This window comes from Candidatus Amarolinea dominans (assembly GCF_016704685.1).
Taxonomy (GTDB): Bacteria; Chloroflexota; Anaerolineae; order SSC4; family Amarolineaceae; genus Amarolinea; species Amarolinea dominans.
Genome location: NZ_JADIZS010000079.1, coordinates 212,550 through 228,336, shown reverse-complemented (window position 1 = coordinate 228,336; position 15,787 = coordinate 212,550). Strand labels below are relative to the sequence as shown.

Here is a 15,787-nt window from a genome sequence, read left to right as displayed (position 1 = left end):
CGCGGCGGGAGACGCTCATGAAACAACCCACCAACCTAACAGCAGGACGTAGATCGGCGCAGTGTATTGCGGGAAGATGGCGTTGGCCGCCGTCGTCGAAAGCTTGGTGGCGGTGATGAACGCGAGCTGCGTGCCGACGTAACTCAGCGCGCCCGCCACTTACGCGCGGCGGGTGGAAGCGGGTCACATGGACATCACGCGCCGACGCCCCCGAAACCAGATCACGATGCCGTCAACGATGCTGCTTGCCAGAATGATACCCATTGACTCCCCGGTCAGCAGCTTGATGAGCAGGCCGCTGGTGCTCCACAGCGCGGCGGTAAAGAAAAAGGAAAAGAACCCGGCGACCGTGCATGGGTTTCCATCACATGCCGCGGAAGTATAGCACCAAGCGCGGCGCGGAACAAAGAATACCAAGCGCCTTTGATCCCCACCATCCCTCGTTCGCTGCTCTGGGTAAAGTCAGGCCTTGGTGTTTGAGAGCACTCAATCAAATTACGGGTCTTGATGACTGTTTCAGATCCCCGCGCCAGCTTCCGCCAGCGCAGCCAAATCTACGGCGTTACTCCAGCAAGATAGCGGTGTTGGCGGCAGACGCCGGGGCGTCGGGTGTGAAGCCAGCCTGCGAGACGCACCAGGCACGCGCGTTCAGGCGCGGCGGCGGCCGCCCGAAACTGCTCCAACTCACTGCAGCCCGACTCGCTTCTGCCCACACTTGACCTCAACCGCCCACCGTGCGCTGTTCTCGGCAAGCGCATCTATCTCGGTCTGACCGTCTGGTAGGCGATATGGCATCGTCGCGTGAAGGCCGACGGCCGATCGAGTGCTTCAACCATATTGATCGCTCCGTTTGATCACTTCCCACGATCTTGACGCCCACCGAAGCCGTCCGCCGCCTGGTAGCCGAAGGTGGAAATGCCAAGTCCAGACGCAAAGCGGCGGCAATCCTGAGCGTCTCGGTCACAACGGTGTTGGCGGATCGGGCGACCAGTGAAGTACGCCCCCCGCCATCGTCAATTTAGCGCTACGCGCCGCCAAATCAAGTAGAATAACAATCAAGCATTTCGCCGTGATCAGAAAGGAGATTTCCGATGGCGAAAGATCGTGTGCAGTGGGTCCATTGAGGATAGGAACATCAGGCGTGTTGAAGCAGAACACAGACTATGCATTGCGGTGCCAGGCTCGCTAGACGTATGAGGCAGCGGTCAGAAAGGTCACAGCAGCTTTAGAGAAAGAAGGCAGGCGGCCCCCTGCCCCCAATCCTGGGGAAACTGAATGCGAAACCCCCAAAATTGGGGGCAGGGGGCCGCCTGAGCTGATACTGCAAGGGAAAAGGGCATGATCCATCAACAGAAAGCTGGCCCAGGCAGGACAGGGCTTTGTGAGCTCAGTGATGACATCAAGCAGCATCTTTATTACCCTGACGCTCCTACTCCCCATGGAGGCTGGACCACTTACGCACACCCGTTGCGAAGGCGACGCGTTCCCCAGCGCGGATTACGTTTCGTTAGAGGCCATCGTCGCCGCCAGTTCCCGCGAGGGCAGGACGTGGCGATCCGCCACTTGCCAGCTTCCGGGATCGCCGGGCCGGTCGTCACGCCGGCAGCGTCGAGGCTACCAAGCACCCGTGGGTGATCGCGGAACAGGCCCGGAGCTGGCACGTGGCTGAACGCGCCAGCGCGCCTGCTCAACGAGCACGGCTGCCATCGCCGACGCCCCCCAGCCTGCGCTGAGGATCAGGAAACGCTCGCCCGGGGCGGGCCGGCGTCTGAAGCGGCGTTGGGCGTTATCGCCCCGGCACCGGCCTGGGAAGGCGTTCTCGCTGCCTGGGCCTGTAACGCCTACCGCCCCTTCGCCTCGGAAGGCAGCCATGCCGGCTTTGCGCCCAACACACCGCTGGGCGCCGAACTCCTGGCGTATCTGCGGCCCCGCCCCGGTCAAATCGGTTGCGACAGAAGTGTGTTCGAACGCCAGACCGCCTACCCTGTACGGTTTTCACTGTCAGCGGGGGGTACGAAGCCGGACTGGCTGGCCGCCGAGCTAACAATGGGCGCCGGATCAGGGGCTGATGATTCCCATCGATGCGGACGTCGAGGGCAGGCCGCAATCTGCCAGCGGCCTTGGAGCTCTTCCGGGACATCACAGCAGCCCAAGCGGGCAATCTGGCCTTGCGGGTGCTGGCGACCGGCGGCATCTGCACAGGCGGCGGATTTACCGCATGCTGCCCGCTGCGCTTCTTGAAGACATGACCTTTAATCGGGCGTTCACCGACAAAGGGCATTTGTGAAAGCTGCCAACCCGGTGCCGGGAAAAATGCATGGCGATCCGCAAATCCCCAGGCGGCCTTATTCGTGCCGCATCGCATGAGCACAAGCCGGAGGGCTATCATGCCCGAGGCGAGGATCAGGATTTTTCGGGTTTCCCGCTTTCCGCGCTCATCGGGACAACGTCGCCGCGCAGTTCTGTTGCGGGCGGTTGATGGAAACTGATCCCCTTTGCCAGCTGCTACGCGCCGTGGCGTTGCTGGCGGTGCTGCTTTACCACAGGCATTGCTGAGCTGCTGGCGCAACCGCCGTACCGGGAAAAATTGCCGTGACCCCGCCGATGCGCTAACACTGGGGTGACAGGCGCTCCGTGCCTTGGATCACCCGCAAAAACAACTACGTGGGCGCGGCGGTATAGCGATCAGGTCTCCGGGCGCCGGCAGAAAACATCCATCGCGCGGCGAATGGGAACCAAGCGCAGCCGCGGAAGATTACGTCCGCCAACTGCGTGAGTCCGCCAACTCAGGCGAGGCTGGCCCGCTTCGATTGGTCTTCCTAGCGGGCGCCACCGGTACCCGCACAGCATCGCTCTTTCCCGGGCTCGGCCCTTGCCCACGGCATCAGAGCGCCCCCTTGCCGTGACGGCCGACTACGAGGACGACCTGCGCAACGGGTGACGCTTTACGCTGCAGGTCTTGAACGCGGCGTCGCCGTGGCCTTCCTGGTCACGCCGGTAGGGATAAGTCGATGCAGTGCCGTGACGCTGACCGTCCCACGCGACCACGCCGCTGCTTCGCCCAACGCATCAACCCAGGAGTGGGGGGAACTGCTGTGGTGGCTCGATCAGGCAGAGCTGCTGCACTCCCGGCCAACCCGCGCAAGGCCTGGATGGCATAGGCGACTTCAATAGCCTGCTCGTGATGGCAGATTCCAATGATCTCTTACCCCAGATTCAGACGAATTTCGCTCAAGCACCGCACGGCCTGAGATGGCAAAGGAATCCGGGCCTTCCGGCGTGATTTCGGCGACCGCGCCGCGTGGCTTTCATCTACCTGGCCCATCCACGCTGCCCCCTGGGGATGGCGTCCTCGCCTTGCCACTCGCAGCGCTCTAGCGTGTTCTGCTGTGGGCCGGTCGAATGGCAGTTCCAAATGTAGCACACATTCAACCGCAAAGAACGCAGAGAACACAAAGAAACGGCAGATCAGACGCAAATCGGCAACTTCTCTGCGTTCTTTGTGATCTCTGTGGTAAAAACCAGGCTACATTTGGAACTGCTGGTCGAATGGCCTGCAGTGCTGTTTTGGGGTAAAATGATCGCCAACTGGTATTTTGTGCCATCTCGCCTACCGAATCGAGCTACGCAATGTCCAACGACCTGACTTTCTTCACCAATGAACCGGGCGCCAGCCTGCTGGATCGGTTCAAGAGCACACTAGCCCATGTCCAGTACTTCGATGTGCTGGTGGGCCACTTCACGCGATCGCAACTGACACGAAGAGGTATCACAGATCTCCAGACGATTGCTGACTTTCAGGAAAAGTACGATCTATTCCGAATCTTCAACTACTCCAGGGAATGCCCAATATCGAGAAAGCGAATAAGTCTTTTGCCGAATGGCTCGATGAGCAATTTCCGTTGGAGGATGAGCGTGGAGCGCACGTGCAACAGCATTACATTCCCGATGTCAAACCATCGCTGACCAGTTTTGGTGACTTCTACGAGGCTCGGCGTGAGCTAATGCGGCAAAAACTCAGGGGATCGTGGGATTGTAAATGAGAATCGCGCTGTCCCATCGATATGGAGAGCTGGAGAGGCAGGTGTCGGGCAATTGGGCATTCGCAGTGAGCCAGTCGGTGCGTCGGGAATTTCATAACCGCTCGACCCAAGTGCCCGGCGCCTTGAGCACCGCCATGTGCGCCAACACCGCCATCGAATGGACCGAATCCACCTGGAACCCGCTGACCGGCTGCACCAAGATCAGTCCTGGGTGCCAGCATTGCTATGCCGAGCGCATGGCGAGGCGGCTCCAGGCCATGGGCCAGCCCAACTACGCCAACGGCTTCCGCCTGACGCTGCACGAACACGCGCTGGCCGCGCCGCTGGGCCGGAAAAAGCCGGAGATGATCTTCGTCAATCCTATGAGCGATCTGTTCCACAAGGACGTGCCTGAAGTTTTCATCCAGCGTGTGTTCGGCGTCATGCGCGAGGCGCATTGGCACACTTTTCAAGTGCTGACCAAACGCTCTGAACGTCTGCTGGAACTGGATCCAACCATCAACTGGCCCGATAACGTGTGGATGGGCGTCAGCGTTGAAACTCAGGACTACACCTTTCGGATTGAGCACTTGCGCTCAACCCATGCCAAAACCCACTTTCTCTCTTTGGAACCGCTGCTAGGGCCGCTCACCCTGGATTTGAGCGGCATCCATTGGGTGATCGTCGGCGGAGAGTCAGGACCAAAGGCCAGGCCCGTGAAAGAGGAGTGGGTGCAGAGCATTCGCCGCCAGTGCCAAAGCCAGCGCGTGCCCTTCTTCTTCAAACAGTGGGGCGGCGTGCGCAAAAAACAGACCGGGCGGCTGCTCGACGGCCGCACCTGGGATGAGATGCCGGCCCTGGCGCTCACCACCTGAGGCAGTCTCGATCCTGGTCCGCAACTACAACCATCAAAGGACAAACCGCACCATGCCTCCCACCAACATCCCCAACCGCTACGACGCCGCCTGCGCCGCCCATCTCAAGCCGATCCGCTGCCATCGAGCAGTTGGGCCTGCCGCCGATCCGGTTGCGCAAGCTGAACGGCATCCTCAACGCCCTGGAAATGCAGATCGAAGACGGCGGCGACAGCCCCAAGTCAATGCCCATCTCCTGGTCGCCCTGCGCCGGCGTCATCCATCAGGTGGGCGTCGAAAAAGCGCAGCCGGTGCTGACCCGCATCGATGCATTCTGGAAGGCCCCGACGCAAGTAGCGCGCTGCGCCGCTTGTCGAAGCCCTCGGCGCCAGTCTGGACGTGGTCGTGGTGCCACGCGAGACATCGGACGCCTACGCCTCAGCGGGCGCCAAACCGTTGCTGGCGACGGGTTGAGTGCAGGCATGCCGAGTCTGCGCAGGAAACCTGAACGACCTGAAATCCCCAATCGCCCGCGGCGAGGACAACCGCCGCCAATTCAAGCAGGACGTGACCAACGCCGACGGCCTGACGGCAAAGATGGCGGCGTTTGCTAACTCCATCATCCGCAATCCGATCCTGGTGTCGTATATCGCCAAGGGCCTGCTGCCCTATCGCGGCCTCGGCTCCGGCATCAAGCGGGCACTGGAAGACTGGCCGGAGATCGAATTCAGCGATGATTACGACGGGTGCTTGTTTACCGCTACGGTTCACCGAAAAGCATTGATTAGTTCGGTGGAACCCGAAATTGATGAGGAAACGACAGAAAGTTCACCGAAAAGTTCACAGAAAAGTTCACAGAAAATCACGGAACTCATGCAGATTGATCCGGCGATCACCATTGCGGACCTTGTGCGCAGCGTAGGCATTACAGACCGAGCTATCAAGAAACAGATCGAGAAGCTCAAGGCACAAGGGCGCATCCGGCGCATCGGCCCGGACAAAGGCGGCCACTGGGAGGTCGTCGAGTGACCATCTTCGTGGTGTTCGAGTAGTTCGTGGCAAATACGTCAGTCCTCTGACTGACACCAAGCTGGCCCGGCGCATGCGCCGGGCCAGCTTATTTGCCGGTTTCACGCGCGTTCCTGCGGTCGCGTCTGTGTCGCCAGCCGTGCGCGGGTGCGCCGCTGACGGTTCAGCGCGGGCACGGAGTAGCGCCTGCTCGCCACGGCCTTCACGGCCAGATTGGGCCAGGAGGCGTCACCGAACAGGCGCGCCGCGTTGGTCTCGTTTTCGGTGAACCGCAGGGGCCCGTCACCGTCGACGTACCACCAGCGTTCCCCCAAGTGGGGATCCACCGCCAGGACTGCATTTTCGGCGATGGCGCGCAGCTCAGGCCGCGCCTTATCTGGCCGCCATGACCAGGTGTTGCGGAACCACAGGTGGGGCAGGATGTGGATGGGCGCCGGGTCTGGCCCGCGGTTGACCGCGGTGATGCGGCACAGGATATCCTCTTCGCCCGCCTTGGCGTACTCGATGAAGACATCGAAGTAACGGCCCTGTTCGAAGGTCTCGCGCAGCGCATCTATCAGCTCGAACTCCGGGTCGCGCTCGTTCCAGAGGCCCACGGCCAGTGCCAGGTTCTGGAAGCGGTTGCTGAAGCCGCCCAGGCCGTCCTCGTTCCAGCGATAGGCCCGCGAGCGGGCGTGGTCGTGGGGAAATACTCCCACGCCGCGCCGCCCGCGCTGTAATCCTCGCGCACCGTGCCCCAGGCGCGGTCGCTGACGTAGGGGCCCCAGTGCTTCCAGTCGGCCCGCCGTGCTTCGGAATCGGCCAGGCGCCGGCCTTCAGCAGTCTCGAATAAGGTCATGGTTGCTCCGCTGTACGCGACAAGTTCAATGGGTTGACGGTTGTGGGGCGGGCCGGGGCCGGCCTTCCCCCCCCCCGCGGGCCGGGGGGCCGCCCCGCCCCCCATTTGGGCCGGGGCCGGGGGGGGGACACCTGTAAAAACTTTTGTTTATAATCAACCCATGATACGCTCGTTTGCCGATGATGAGACGGAACGCTTCTACGCAACCGGCAAGTCGCGCCGTCTGCCTGCCGACATCCAGCGGCGCGCCGCGATACGACTGACGCAGTTGGATGCGGCCACAACCATCGAGGATCTGCGCTTACCGCCGTCAAACCGGCTGGAGGCGTTGCGACATGATTGCAGCGGGCAATGGAGTATCCGTATCAATCAGCAGTGGCGGATTTGCTTCCGCTTCGAGCGCCGCGACGCCCTGGACGTCGAGATTGTTGATTATCACTGAGACGAGGTTACCATGATCCAGAGTCGTTTACCAGCCATCCATCCGGGCGAGTTCCTCCTCGAGACGCTGAGCGAGCTAGGCATTTCCCAGGCGCAATTCGCCCGCGCCATTGGGGTGTCGCCCATGCGCATTTCGCACGTAGTCAAGGGCACGCGCCCGGTCACGGCAGACCTGGCCCTGTTGTTCGGGCGCGCCTTGCGCCAGTCGCCCCAATACTGGCTCAATCTTCAGGCGGCCTACGACCTGAAAAAGGCTGAGACAGCCATCGGCGCGCAGTTGGATGCCGTCGGCGCGCTGGCGCCGGCCTGAAGCGCCGGTCAGATAATTCGGTCACTGCTCAGGCGGCGTACCGCCGTAGGCGAAGCGATTGAAATCGTGCCTGATGGGCGCATCTCATTCGGCGCGGAGCACTGGAAGCGCCTGGTTGCAGGAGACCGGCTCCCCCTTCCCGCTGCTGCTCGACCGGGAGCGCCACCTACCAGGCCTACGAGCTGGGCAGCTCGTTCATCCGGGTATGGCGGGACGTGTCGTGGTGCTGGCCGGCGCGGGCGGCAACGGCGGCGGCGGGATCGCCTGCGCGCGGCACCTGCACAATCGCGGCTTCGATGTCGCCATCGTGCTCGACCGGGCGGCGGCGGCCTTGACCGGCGCACCGGCAGCCCAACTCGCCATCCTGGCTGCGGCGGAGCTGGCGCCTGCCGACCCTGGCGAAGCGCCCGGCCTGGTGGTGGACGCGCTGATCGGCTACAGCCTGGCTGGCGCGCCGCGCGGCCGCACCGCCGAGCTGATTGAGCTGTGCAATACATCGGCCCGCCGCGTGCTTTCACTTGATGTGCCGTCGGGGTTGAACGCGACCACCGGCGAGGCGCCGGGGGCGGTGATCCGGCCGGATCGGACGCTCACGCTGGCGCTGCCCAAGACCGGACTGGCTCGTGTGCCCGGCGACCTCTATCTGGCCGACATCGGCATTCCACCGGAGGTCTACGTCCAGTTGGGGATCGCGCTGGCGCCGTTCTTCGGCCGCGCATACTGGGTGCGACTGGGGTGCCAGGCCGGGGCAGGCGTCTGAACCGTGCTTATCCGAACGCGGCGCGAAAGTCGGCGACCGCCTGGGGGCCGTTGCGTTCCAGCCCGCGGTAGAACGCGGCCCGGTCATGGTCGCGATAGTCCATCTGTAGTTCAGTCATGGTTCCTATTCACAGGGTGTGAATCTTGACAAGTTAGGACACACTGTTATAATACGCATGTATTTATCTGTATTTACATGCGTATTATAATACAAAATGAGGTCATCATGTCCGGCAGCCAGATGGAACAGGCTCGAGCGCTGACCCGCCAGCAAGGCGTGCTGCGCCCGTGCGACCTGGTCGCGCGTGGCCTACCCGGCGCCTACCTGGGGCGTCTTGTGCAGGAAGGACTCGTTGAACGCATCGGTCGCGGCGTATACAGAAGCCGCAGCGTTGAGATCACCGAGCAGCATACGCTTGCCGAGGTGTGTCGCCGCGTCCCCCAGGGCATGGTTTGCCTGCTGTCTGCGCTCCGCTACCATAACCTGACCACCCAGTCGCCGGCTGAGGTCTGGTTGGCGCTCGGCAATTCGGCCCGCGCGCCCAAGACTGATTTGCTGCCGCTGCGCATCGTACGTTTTTCTGCGGCCGCGTTGGCGGCAGGGGTCGAAGAGCACCTGATCGAGGGAGTTCCGGTGCGTGTCTACGATCCGGCCAAGACCGTGGTGGATTGCTTCAAGTTCCGCAATAAAATCGGGCTGGAGGTTGCGCTGGAGGCGCTGCGCGCAGTTGGCGAGAGCGACGCTTCACCTGGATCAACTCTGGCGCTACGCGACCATCTGCCGTATGACCAATGTGATGCAGGCTTACCTGGAGAGTCTGGTATGAAAGAAATTCGTAACCTGAGCCACTCGGTGCATGATCGGCTGCTGAACCTGGCGCACCGCACCCAACTGCCGTACGATTTGGTGCTCGTACGCTATGCGCTGGAACGCCTGCTTTACCGATGCAGGTCGACGTCGGCTTCGGTGACGTGATCACACCGCCAGCCGAGGAGCTAGACTTCCCGACGTTGCTCGACTTCCCGGCGCCCCACGTGCTGGCCTATCCCAAGTCAGTGGTTGTCGCCGAGAAGTTCGAGGCGCTGGTGAACCTGGGCATGGCCAACAGTCGGATGAAGGACTTCTACGATCTCTGGATGCTGGCGCAGCGTTCCATCTTCGATGGCGCGACGTTGTGCCATTTCTGAGTGTATTTCTTCTCCCACCGGCGCAGGCCACTGCCCAGGGGCGAGTGTTTGCCGCGACGTGGGCGCCTGGCGGGCATGCCGGGCGCAGCACGACGCGGTTTCAGTAGGCCGTCGCCCGCGGTTGTTCTTGTGCGGTCACTCCACGTCGCAGCGCTCCCTGGACGGCGGGCCCGGGCCCCGGCCAGATCAATGTCTCCCCCCGCCCGCCCCGCGGGGCCGCCCAGCCCGCTGGCTAGCCAGTCGCGGTTGTTTGGGCAGTTGGCAGGATCGGTATCGCCGGCCGCCAGCATGGATTTGAGGATGTCACGGCGCAGCCGCATCCTTTCAGTCGGCTCTGTTACCATGTCGTAGGCGGCCAACTGGACGACTTTGGCCTGTAGACCGGCGTGAGCCAGCGCCAGCCGGCCGCATCTTCTGCCAGGTCATGCACGGCCCGGGCTGCCTGCACCGCCGTTCTCGATCCTCAAGCGCCATTTGCTGTACGACCGAGACGCAATTCTTGGCCTTGAGCGCGGCCTGGGTGATCGCGCACGCCCAGCTTGCTCAGAATACTGGTGAGGTGGTTCTTGACCGTGCCGGGGTGATGAATAGGCGGGCCGCGATCTCTACGTTCACGTGGCGCCGGGCCGCCGCCCGCCAGGCGCAAGACCTGGAGCTCACCCGGTCGGACAGAGGCTCGGCGGATGAACGGGCCCGCCCCGGCCCCCCGCGGGCCCCCCCCCCCCCCCCCCCGCCCCCCCGGCGCCCCCCCCCCTTTCGGCCGCCCCCCCCTTGCCCCGCTCTGGGGGTTCTGGCGTGCCCCCTCCGTTTCCACTTGGAGGGCGCTTCCCCGCTCCCCCGGGCCGACGCTTCGGGCGCCCGCCCCCCCCCCCCCATCCCGGGGCCGGGGGTTTCCTTTCTCCGGTTCCCCGCCCCTCGGGGGGTCTCGGCGTCCTCCCCCGAACCTCGGGGCGCCCGCCCGTCCCCCCCCCGCCGCCCCCCGGCCGACCCCCCGCTCCCCCGGGGGGCCGGCGGGCCCCGCCCCCTCCCCCCGTCGCCTTGACGATGCGTGCGCGGCGCATTCCACCCCCGGCGGATATTGCGTGGGGCGAACGGGTCGCGGTTGCAGTCGTGGGGTAAGACGGGGCACGTGCAAGGCGTCTATGGTATTGTGTCCGAGGACGACATCGCGATGCGAATCGAGGCCCATGAGGTCCCCGATTCACAGGAATGGTTTGTAGCAAACCCGGGTTTGTGCTATAGTCGTGCTGCCCAAGATGATCCATCAAGACAGAAAGGCAGCCGAAGCCATGCCGCTGGTGCAGGATCACTTGGAGCGCTGCGGGGATTGCCGGGAGGAGTTCGAGACGCTTCTGGCTGCCCTGAGGGCTGAAGAGAGGTAAAAAAATGACCGAACCAACCATCACCGTCTACGGCGCCTACTGGTGTCCGGGATTGTCGCCGCAGCAAACAGTTCCTGGGCGAGCACCAAATCCCCCTACCGCTGGGTGGATATCGAGCAGGACAAGGCCGGCGAGGCCTACGTCCTGGCGAAGAACGCCGGCAAGCGCATCATCCCAACCATCGAGTTCGCGGACGGCGCGCTCCTGGTGGAGCCATCCAACGCGGCGTTGGCGGCGAAACTGGGTCTGAAAATGAAGGCCGAACGCAGCCATTACGACCTGATCGTGGTCGGCGGTGGGCCGGCCGGGCTGACCGCGGCGCTGTACGCAGCACGCGAGGGCATTTCAACACTGGTGATCGAGCGCGCCGCGCTGGGCGGCCAGGCCGCGGCCACCGAGCGCCTGGACAACATGCCGGGGTTCGCCGAAGGGATCGAGGGCGCCAAGTTCGCCGACCAGTTGCGCCAGCAAGCGGCACGCTTTGGCGTCGAGATGTTGCAAGCGCAAGACGTGGCGGGCGTCCGCAGTCATCACAACTACCACTGCGTGGCTACCGCTGACGGCAGCGAGTACAGCGCGTGCGCTCCTGTTGACCACGGGCAGCCGCTACCGTCGCCTGGAAGCGCCGGGCGAGAACGACTTCATCGGCGCGGGCATCCACTTCTGCGCCACCTGCGACGGGCCGTTCTACAAGGGTCTGCCGGTCGCGGTCATCGGCGGCGGCAACAGTGCGGCCGAGGAGAGCATCTTCCTGGCCAGCCTGACCGAGAAGGTGACGCTGCTCGTGCGCGGATCAACTCAAGGCCAGCCAGGTCATCCAGGAGAAAAACGCTGCGCCATCCCAAGATCGAGGTACGCTTCCACACCGAGGTTGTGCGCTTCGACGGCGCGGGCGGCAAGCTCAAGGCGGTCACAATCCGGGACCTTCAGTCTGCCAGCACCGAGGTCATCCACCCCGCTGGCGTGTTCGTCTTCATCGGTCTGACGCCAAACACCGGCTTCCTGAACCCTGATCGAATTCGCCTCGACCGCTGGGGCTTCGTCGTCACCGGGCACGACCTGGTGCATGGCGGCGAGCGACCGACCGGCTTCGAGAGCGCGTGAGCCGGGCATTCTGGAGACCAGCGCCCGGCATCTTCGCGGCGGAGATATGCGCGCCGGCAGCACCAAGCAGGTCGCCTCCGCGGCCGGCGAAGGGGCCACGGCTGCGCTGTTGATTCGCGAGCATCTCAAGAGCGCGTAATCGCGCTCACACACCTCGTTCGGCCGCTGAGCGCGGACATCCCGCCCGCGCCGCTCCTATTCCCGATGTATACTGATAAATGACGCTGACGCTCGCCGTGGAGCGCTCCACGGCGAGCCGCAGGCGCTCAAGGCGCAGGCAGAACAGGCGCCTCCGCGGCGTTGATCTCATCTCCCAGGGCCAGCAGCTCCTCGTTGGCGGGAATGTCGCTCATGTTGTGGCCGTAGTGAACGTAGCGCGCCACACCGGCCTTGTCAATCAACACCTGGGCCGGCATCCGGCCCAACTTGAACAGGTTCACTTCCTGCCCGTAAAGCTTCAGCACACTCGCGTTCGGGTCGGGCAGGCCGATGAACGGCAGCGAATGTTCGGCGAAGTAGGCCGCAAACGTCCTGGCGTCTTCGGGGCCAACCACGACGACTTCGATGTCGCGCGCAACAAACTGGCTGTAATCCTGGCGCAACTGCGCCATGTGCGCGCGGCAGAACGGTCAAGTGAAGGTGCGATTGAAGACCAGCAAGACGTTCTTGTAACCGCGGAAATCGGCCAGACGGACGGTGTTGCCGCGAAAGTCGGCCAGGCTGAAGTCGGGCGCGACCTGGTTGAGGGAGACACGTGACATTTTCATACTCCTGAATTGAAGGTTGTCTTATCTACGCTCGTTGGACGGCGCGCGAGCGTGGCCGGTCACCCCAGGCAATGGAGGAGAGCACTGCTCCAGTATCTGCGCCGGCAGACAGAAAGCCCGTCGTCGGGCATTGCCCCGGATCAAGAAGAACGGATTTGTTTGATTTCGTACACGGCCGAGCAATTCGGCGGACTGCGTTTCGAGACCAGAAATTGATACCCCGGTTCAGCCAGCCGAATTGTCTCGATGGCGCAAGGCATGGTACAATGCCGGAACAGCTATTATTCAAGAGACGCGTGATGGTGTGCTCGCGCTATTGGCAGTGTTGGAAGCGTGGTCGCGTCTCTTGGGCTGGTACGATTACGCTATCAGGCACGATCGCCACGCAGTGTGGGACATGGCTTGGTCGCAGAAGCGCGCCGTGTCAATCGCGCGCCGGCACGTGTTTGACACCGATGGGCGCTGGCTGTAGACAGCCGGTCGAAGTGAGGGCGTCAGTAGAGATCCCCCGATTCTTCATGGATGTGAGAGATGAGAACCACGGCCATCACCGTACTGAAAATCGTGATCAGCGTTGGGTTGATCGCGTGGACATTCAGCCGCGTGCCGCTCGCTGAGGTGGGCAGCCAGCTTGCTTCGGCGCGCCCCGGGTACCTCCTGGCCGCGCTGCTGGTCTTCGTGTTAGCCATGATCGTCAACGGCGCGAAATGGCACGTGCTGTTGCGAGCCCAGGGGGTCGTCATCCCCTTTGCAAGGCTGCTCGAGTTCCAATTCATCGGTTTCTTCTTCAACAACTTCCTGCCCTCAGCCAACCTCGGCGGTGACGTCATGCGCGGGTATGGGTTAGCCCGTCTCACTGACCGCCCGGCTGACGCGGCGATCTCCGTGCTGGTGGACCGCATCGTGGGTTTCCTGGCCTATATGAGTTCAGCTGCCATCGCCGGCATCATTGCCGTGAACCTGGTCGGGCGCCAGGATCTGCGCCAGATGGAAGGGGTAGCCCTCCTGGCGGCGTTAGCGTCCGCGCTGGTGCTGGCGATGCTGCTCAGCCGGCGGCTGCGCGCACTCATCACGCGGCTTTTCGGCTGGCGCCCTCTCGCGCCATTGGCGCGGACATGGGGCCACGTTTCGCAGGCCCTGGACGCTTACCGCTTCCGCTTGCGGGCCGTGGGGATCGCGTTCGGGATTGCCGTCCTCGGCCTCCTATGCACGGCACTGGTCAACTGGCTCGTCTCGCAGGCCATGGGTGGCCAGATGCCGCTGCTTGCCATCTTCTTGTTCAACCCGTTGATCGCGCTGGTCATGACGCTCCCGATCTCCATCGGCGGCCTCGGCGTCAGCCAGGCGGCCTATCCCTTCTTCTATGTCCCGATAGGGGTGAGCGCCGACCACGCGCTGGCTGTCTCGCTGCTCATGCAATTGACGCAGCTGCTCGCCAGCCTGCCCGGTGGTCTCTTCTGGTTACGCACCCGGCGCGCCACAAGAGCCTCTGGCCCTTCTGTATCGGGAATTTAGCGACGTGTGTATGGAAGAAAGAGGATTACAGAGAATGACTTCACGGATTCTATTTGTCTCCCAGGAACTGAGTTACGAGCCCCAGGGCATCATGTCGCTCTCGGCGGTGCTGAAGCAGGCCGGGCATGAGGTGGCGCTCACCGTGGCGACCGAGGAAGACCCGGTGGCGCGGGCCGTCAGCTACCAGCCCGATATCCTGGCCTACAGCGTGATGACCGGCTCGCAGGCGGGGTATCTGGCGTTGAACCAGCAGTTGCGCGCCGCGCTCGCCCCGATCCGCAGCGCCGCGGGCAAGCAGCCGATCTTCTCGGCTTTCGGCGGCCCGCACCCCACCTTCTTCTCCCAGATGATCGAAGAGCCGGGGGTGGATGGCGTCTGCCGCGGCGAGGGTGAGGGCGCGCTGCTCGATCTGGCCGACTGCCTGGCCCAGGGCGCGCTCGGCCCCGAGATGTCGAACTGGTGGTTCAAGCTGGACGGGCATATCGTCAAATCGCCGGTGCGGCCGTTGGTGCGCGAGCTTTCGACCCTGCCCACCCCCGATCGCGCCCTGGTTTATGATCGCCATCCCCAGCTCGCGCAGAGCGCCATCAAGCACTTCATCACCTCGCGCGGCTGCCCGTTCAACTGTAGCTATTGTTTCAACCACGCGCTCCACGAACTGTATCCGCGTGAGCGCCGGCACTACCGCCGCACGGTAGACGATGTGATCGGTGAGGTGCAGACGGTGCGTGCCCGGTGGCCGCTGGAACATGTGGTGTTCGTGGATGATCTCTTCATCGTGGACAAAGTCTGGCTCAAGGAGTTGGCTGAAAAATGGCCGGCTGCCGTCGGCCTGCCCTTTTTCTGCAACGTGCAGGCCAGCCTGGTGGTCAAACAGCCCGAACTGCTGACCTTGCTCAGGCAGGCCGGCTGCCATACCGTGAGCATGGGCATCGAGTCGGCCGACGACCGCATCCGCACCGAACTGCTCCACCGGCGGATGACCCGCGAGGAGATCGTGACCGCCGGCCGCCTGGTGCGCGAGACCGGAATGCACGTCACCGCCACCAATATCCTGGGGCTACCCACCAGCACGCTCGAAGATGACTTCGCGACGATGCACCTCAACAGAGAGGCGCAGATCAGCTACGCCCACGCGTTTCTCTTCCAGCCCTATCCGGGCACGGAACTGGGTAAATTTGCCCGCGACAAGGGGCTGGTGCCCGGCACGCTGGACGATTTTAGCGAGGTCGCCTGGGAACGCTCCATCCTGACCTTCGAGAGCAAGGAGGCCAAGACGCGCGTCGAGCACTTGCAGCGGTTGTTCGGCATCGGCGTCGAATGGCCGCGGCTGGAGCCGCTCATCCGCCGGCTCATCAATCTGCCGCACAACCTCGTGACCGATACCCTCTTCTGGTGGGTCCACAAGCTGCATAAGGGCTACGCGATCTACCGCCGCGTGCATCCGATCAGAATGCACCCGACCGAGTTGTTCAAGCTGACCAGGCACTATATTCGACTGCGAGGCTAGGGGTAACTGCTCAGCCAGGCAGTGAGAATGGTCTCGATAGCGCCCGGAGGGGCCGCCTGAGCAGTTAC

General features: G+C 63.3%; 18 protein-coding genes and 3 pseudogenes. 17 read left to right on the top strand and 4 right to left on the bottom strand.

Annotated elements, in window-relative coordinates:
* Window positions 1-15 precede the first annotated feature (15 nt).
* On the bottom strand, window positions 16-159 hold the full coding sequence (locus IPF85_RS26765) for a hypothetical protein (protein ID WP_343411099.1): 144 nt from the start codon (window positions 157-159) through the stop codon (window positions 16-18).
* A gap of 28 nt (window positions 160-187) precedes the next feature.
* On the opposite strand from IPF85_RS26765, the gene IPF85_RS26760 reads away from it, so the two are divergent.
* From IPF85_RS26760 to IPF85_RS26735, 6 genes are all read left to right on the top strand, one after another.
* Window positions 188-385 (top strand): hypothetical protein, encoded by a 198-nt coding sequence (locus tag IPF85_RS26760; protein ID WP_343411098.1) that lies wholly within the window; start codon window positions 188-190, stop codon window positions 383-385.
* A gap of 1,683 nt (window positions 386-2,068) precedes the next feature.
* Complete coding sequence (locus IPF85_RS26755; protein ID WP_343411097.1) at window positions 2,069-2,287, top strand: hypothetical protein; 219 nt, start codon at window positions 2,069-2,071, stop codon at window positions 2,285-2,287.
* Window positions 2,288-2,317: 30 nt separating this feature from the next.
* Entirely contained in the window at window positions 2,318-2,479 is a 162-nt protein-coding gene (locus IPF85_RS26750) for a hypothetical protein (protein ID WP_343411096.1), read from the top strand.
* 1,151 nt (window positions 2,480-3,630) lie between these two features.
* Complete coding sequence (locus tag IPF85_RS26745) at window positions 3,631-3,966, top strand: hypothetical protein (protein ID WP_343411095.1); 336 nt, start codon at window positions 3,631-3,633, stop codon at window positions 3,964-3,966.
* A 211-nt stretch (window positions 3,967-4,177) separates the two neighbouring features.
* On the top strand, window positions 4,178-4,897 hold the full coding sequence (locus tag IPF85_RS26740) for a phage Gp37/Gp68 family protein (RefSeq protein ID WP_343411106.1): 720 nt from the start codon (window positions 4,178-4,180) through the stop codon (window positions 4,895-4,897).
* 453 nt (window positions 4,898-5,350) lie between these two features.
* Window positions 5,351-5,905 carry a hypothetical protein gene (locus IPF85_RS26735; protein WP_343411094.1) on the top strand — a complete coding sequence of 185 codons (555 nt, stop codon included), beginning with the start codon at window positions 5,351-5,353 and terminating at the stop codon, window positions 5,903-5,905.
* Window positions 5,906-6,006: 101 nt separating this feature from the next.
* Here IPF85_RS26735 and IPF85_RS26730 read toward each other — a convergent pair whose 3' ends face one another.
* Window positions 6,007-6,603 carry a hypothetical protein gene (locus tag IPF85_RS26730; protein WP_343411093.1) on the bottom strand — a complete coding sequence of 199 codons (597 nt, stop codon included), beginning with the start codon at window positions 6,601-6,603 and terminating at the stop codon, window positions 6,007-6,009.
* A 300-nt stretch (window positions 6,604-6,903) separates the two neighbouring features.
* Between IPF85_RS26730 and IPF85_RS26725 the strand changes: the two genes are divergently transcribed.
* The 3 genes from IPF85_RS26725 (at window position 6,904) to IPF85_RS26715 (ending at window position 8,254) form a co-directional block, all read left to right on the top strand.
* Entirely contained in the window at window positions 6,904-7,185 is a 282-nt protein-coding gene (locus tag IPF85_RS26725) for a type II toxin-antitoxin system RelE/ParE family toxin (protein ID WP_343411092.1), read from the top strand.
* 12 nt (window positions 7,186-7,197) lie between these two features.
* On the top strand, window positions 7,198-7,494 hold the full coding sequence (locus tag IPF85_RS26720; protein WP_343410676.1) for a HigA family addiction module antitoxin: 297 nt from the start codon (window positions 7,198-7,200) through the stop codon (window positions 7,492-7,494).
* A 73-nt stretch (window positions 7,495-7,567) separates the two neighbouring features.
* Window positions 7,568-8,254 (top strand): NAD(P)H-hydrate epimerase, encoded by a 687-nt coding sequence (locus IPF85_RS26715; protein WP_343411091.1) that lies wholly within the window; start codon window positions 7,568-7,570, stop codon window positions 8,252-8,254.
* A gap of 7 nt (window positions 8,255-8,261) precedes the next feature.
* On the opposite strand, the pseudogene IPF85_RS26710 reads toward IPF85_RS26715, so the two are convergent.
* Window positions 8,262-8,360, bottom strand: a pseudogene (locus tag IPF85_RS26710) (deiodinase-related protein); the annotation flags it as partial.
* Window positions 8,361-8,479: 119 nt separating this feature from the next.
* Here IPF85_RS26710 and IPF85_RS26705 point away from each other — a divergent pair.
* The 6 genes and pseudogenes from IPF85_RS26705 (at window position 8,480) to IPF85_RS26680 (ending at window position 12,066) form a co-directional block, all read left to right on the top strand.
* A pseudogene (locus tag IPF85_RS26705) lies at window positions 8,480-9,080 on the top strand (type IV toxin-antitoxin system AbiEi family antitoxin domain-containing protein).
* Entirely contained in the window at window positions 9,077-9,229 is a 153-nt protein-coding gene (locus IPF85_RS26700; protein WP_343411090.1) for a hypothetical protein, read from the top strand. The pseudogene IPF85_RS26705 and the gene IPF85_RS26700 overlap by 4 nt, the downstream one beginning before the upstream one ends.
* Complete coding sequence (locus IPF85_RS26695; RefSeq protein ID WP_343411089.1) at window positions 9,199-9,441, top strand: nucleotidyl transferase AbiEii/AbiGii toxin family protein; 243 nt, start codon at window positions 9,199-9,201, stop codon at window positions 9,439-9,441. Before IPF85_RS26700 ends, IPF85_RS26695 begins: the two co-directional genes overlap by 31 nt.
* Before the next feature lie 1,634 nt (window positions 9,442-11,075).
* Window positions 11,076-11,330, top strand: a pseudogene (locus IPF85_RS26690) (FAD-dependent oxidoreductase); the annotation flags it as partial.
* A complete protein-coding gene (locus IPF85_RS26685; protein WP_343411105.1) occupies window positions 11,305-11,808 on the top strand; it encodes an FAD-dependent oxidoreductase in 504 nt (167 codons plus the stop codon). The pseudogene IPF85_RS26690 and the gene IPF85_RS26685, both read left to right, overlap by 26 nt.
* Window positions 11,809-11,889: 81 nt before the next feature.
* The gene (locus IPF85_RS26680; RefSeq protein WP_343411107.1) at window positions 11,890-12,066 is read left to right on the top strand and encodes a hypothetical protein; all 177 of its coding nucleotides are present in this window, start codon (window positions 11,890-11,892) and stop codon (window positions 12,064-12,066) included.
* A gap of 127 nt (window positions 12,067-12,193) precedes the next feature.
* On the opposite strand, the gene IPF85_RS26675 is transcribed toward IPF85_RS26680, so the two are convergent.
* Window positions 12,194-12,688 (bottom strand): peroxiredoxin family protein, encoded by a 495-nt coding sequence (locus IPF85_RS26675; RefSeq protein WP_343411088.1) that lies wholly within the window; start codon window positions 12,686-12,688, stop codon window positions 12,194-12,196.
* A 537-nt stretch (window positions 12,689-13,225) separates the two neighbouring features.
* On the opposite strand from IPF85_RS26675, the gene IPF85_RS26670 reads away from it, so the two are divergent.
* On the top strand, window positions 13,226-14,209 hold the full coding sequence (locus IPF85_RS26670) for a lysylphosphatidylglycerol synthase transmembrane domain-containing protein (protein WP_343411087.1): 984 nt from the start codon (window positions 13,226-13,228) through the stop codon (window positions 14,207-14,209).
* Between the two features lie 34 nt (window positions 14,210-14,243).
* The gene (locus IPF85_RS26665; protein WP_343411086.1) at window positions 14,244-15,719 is read left to right on the top strand and encodes a radical SAM protein; all 1,476 of its coding nucleotides are present in this window, start codon (window positions 14,244-14,246) and stop codon (window positions 15,717-15,719) included.
* Window positions 15,720-15,787 lie beyond the last annotated feature (68 nt).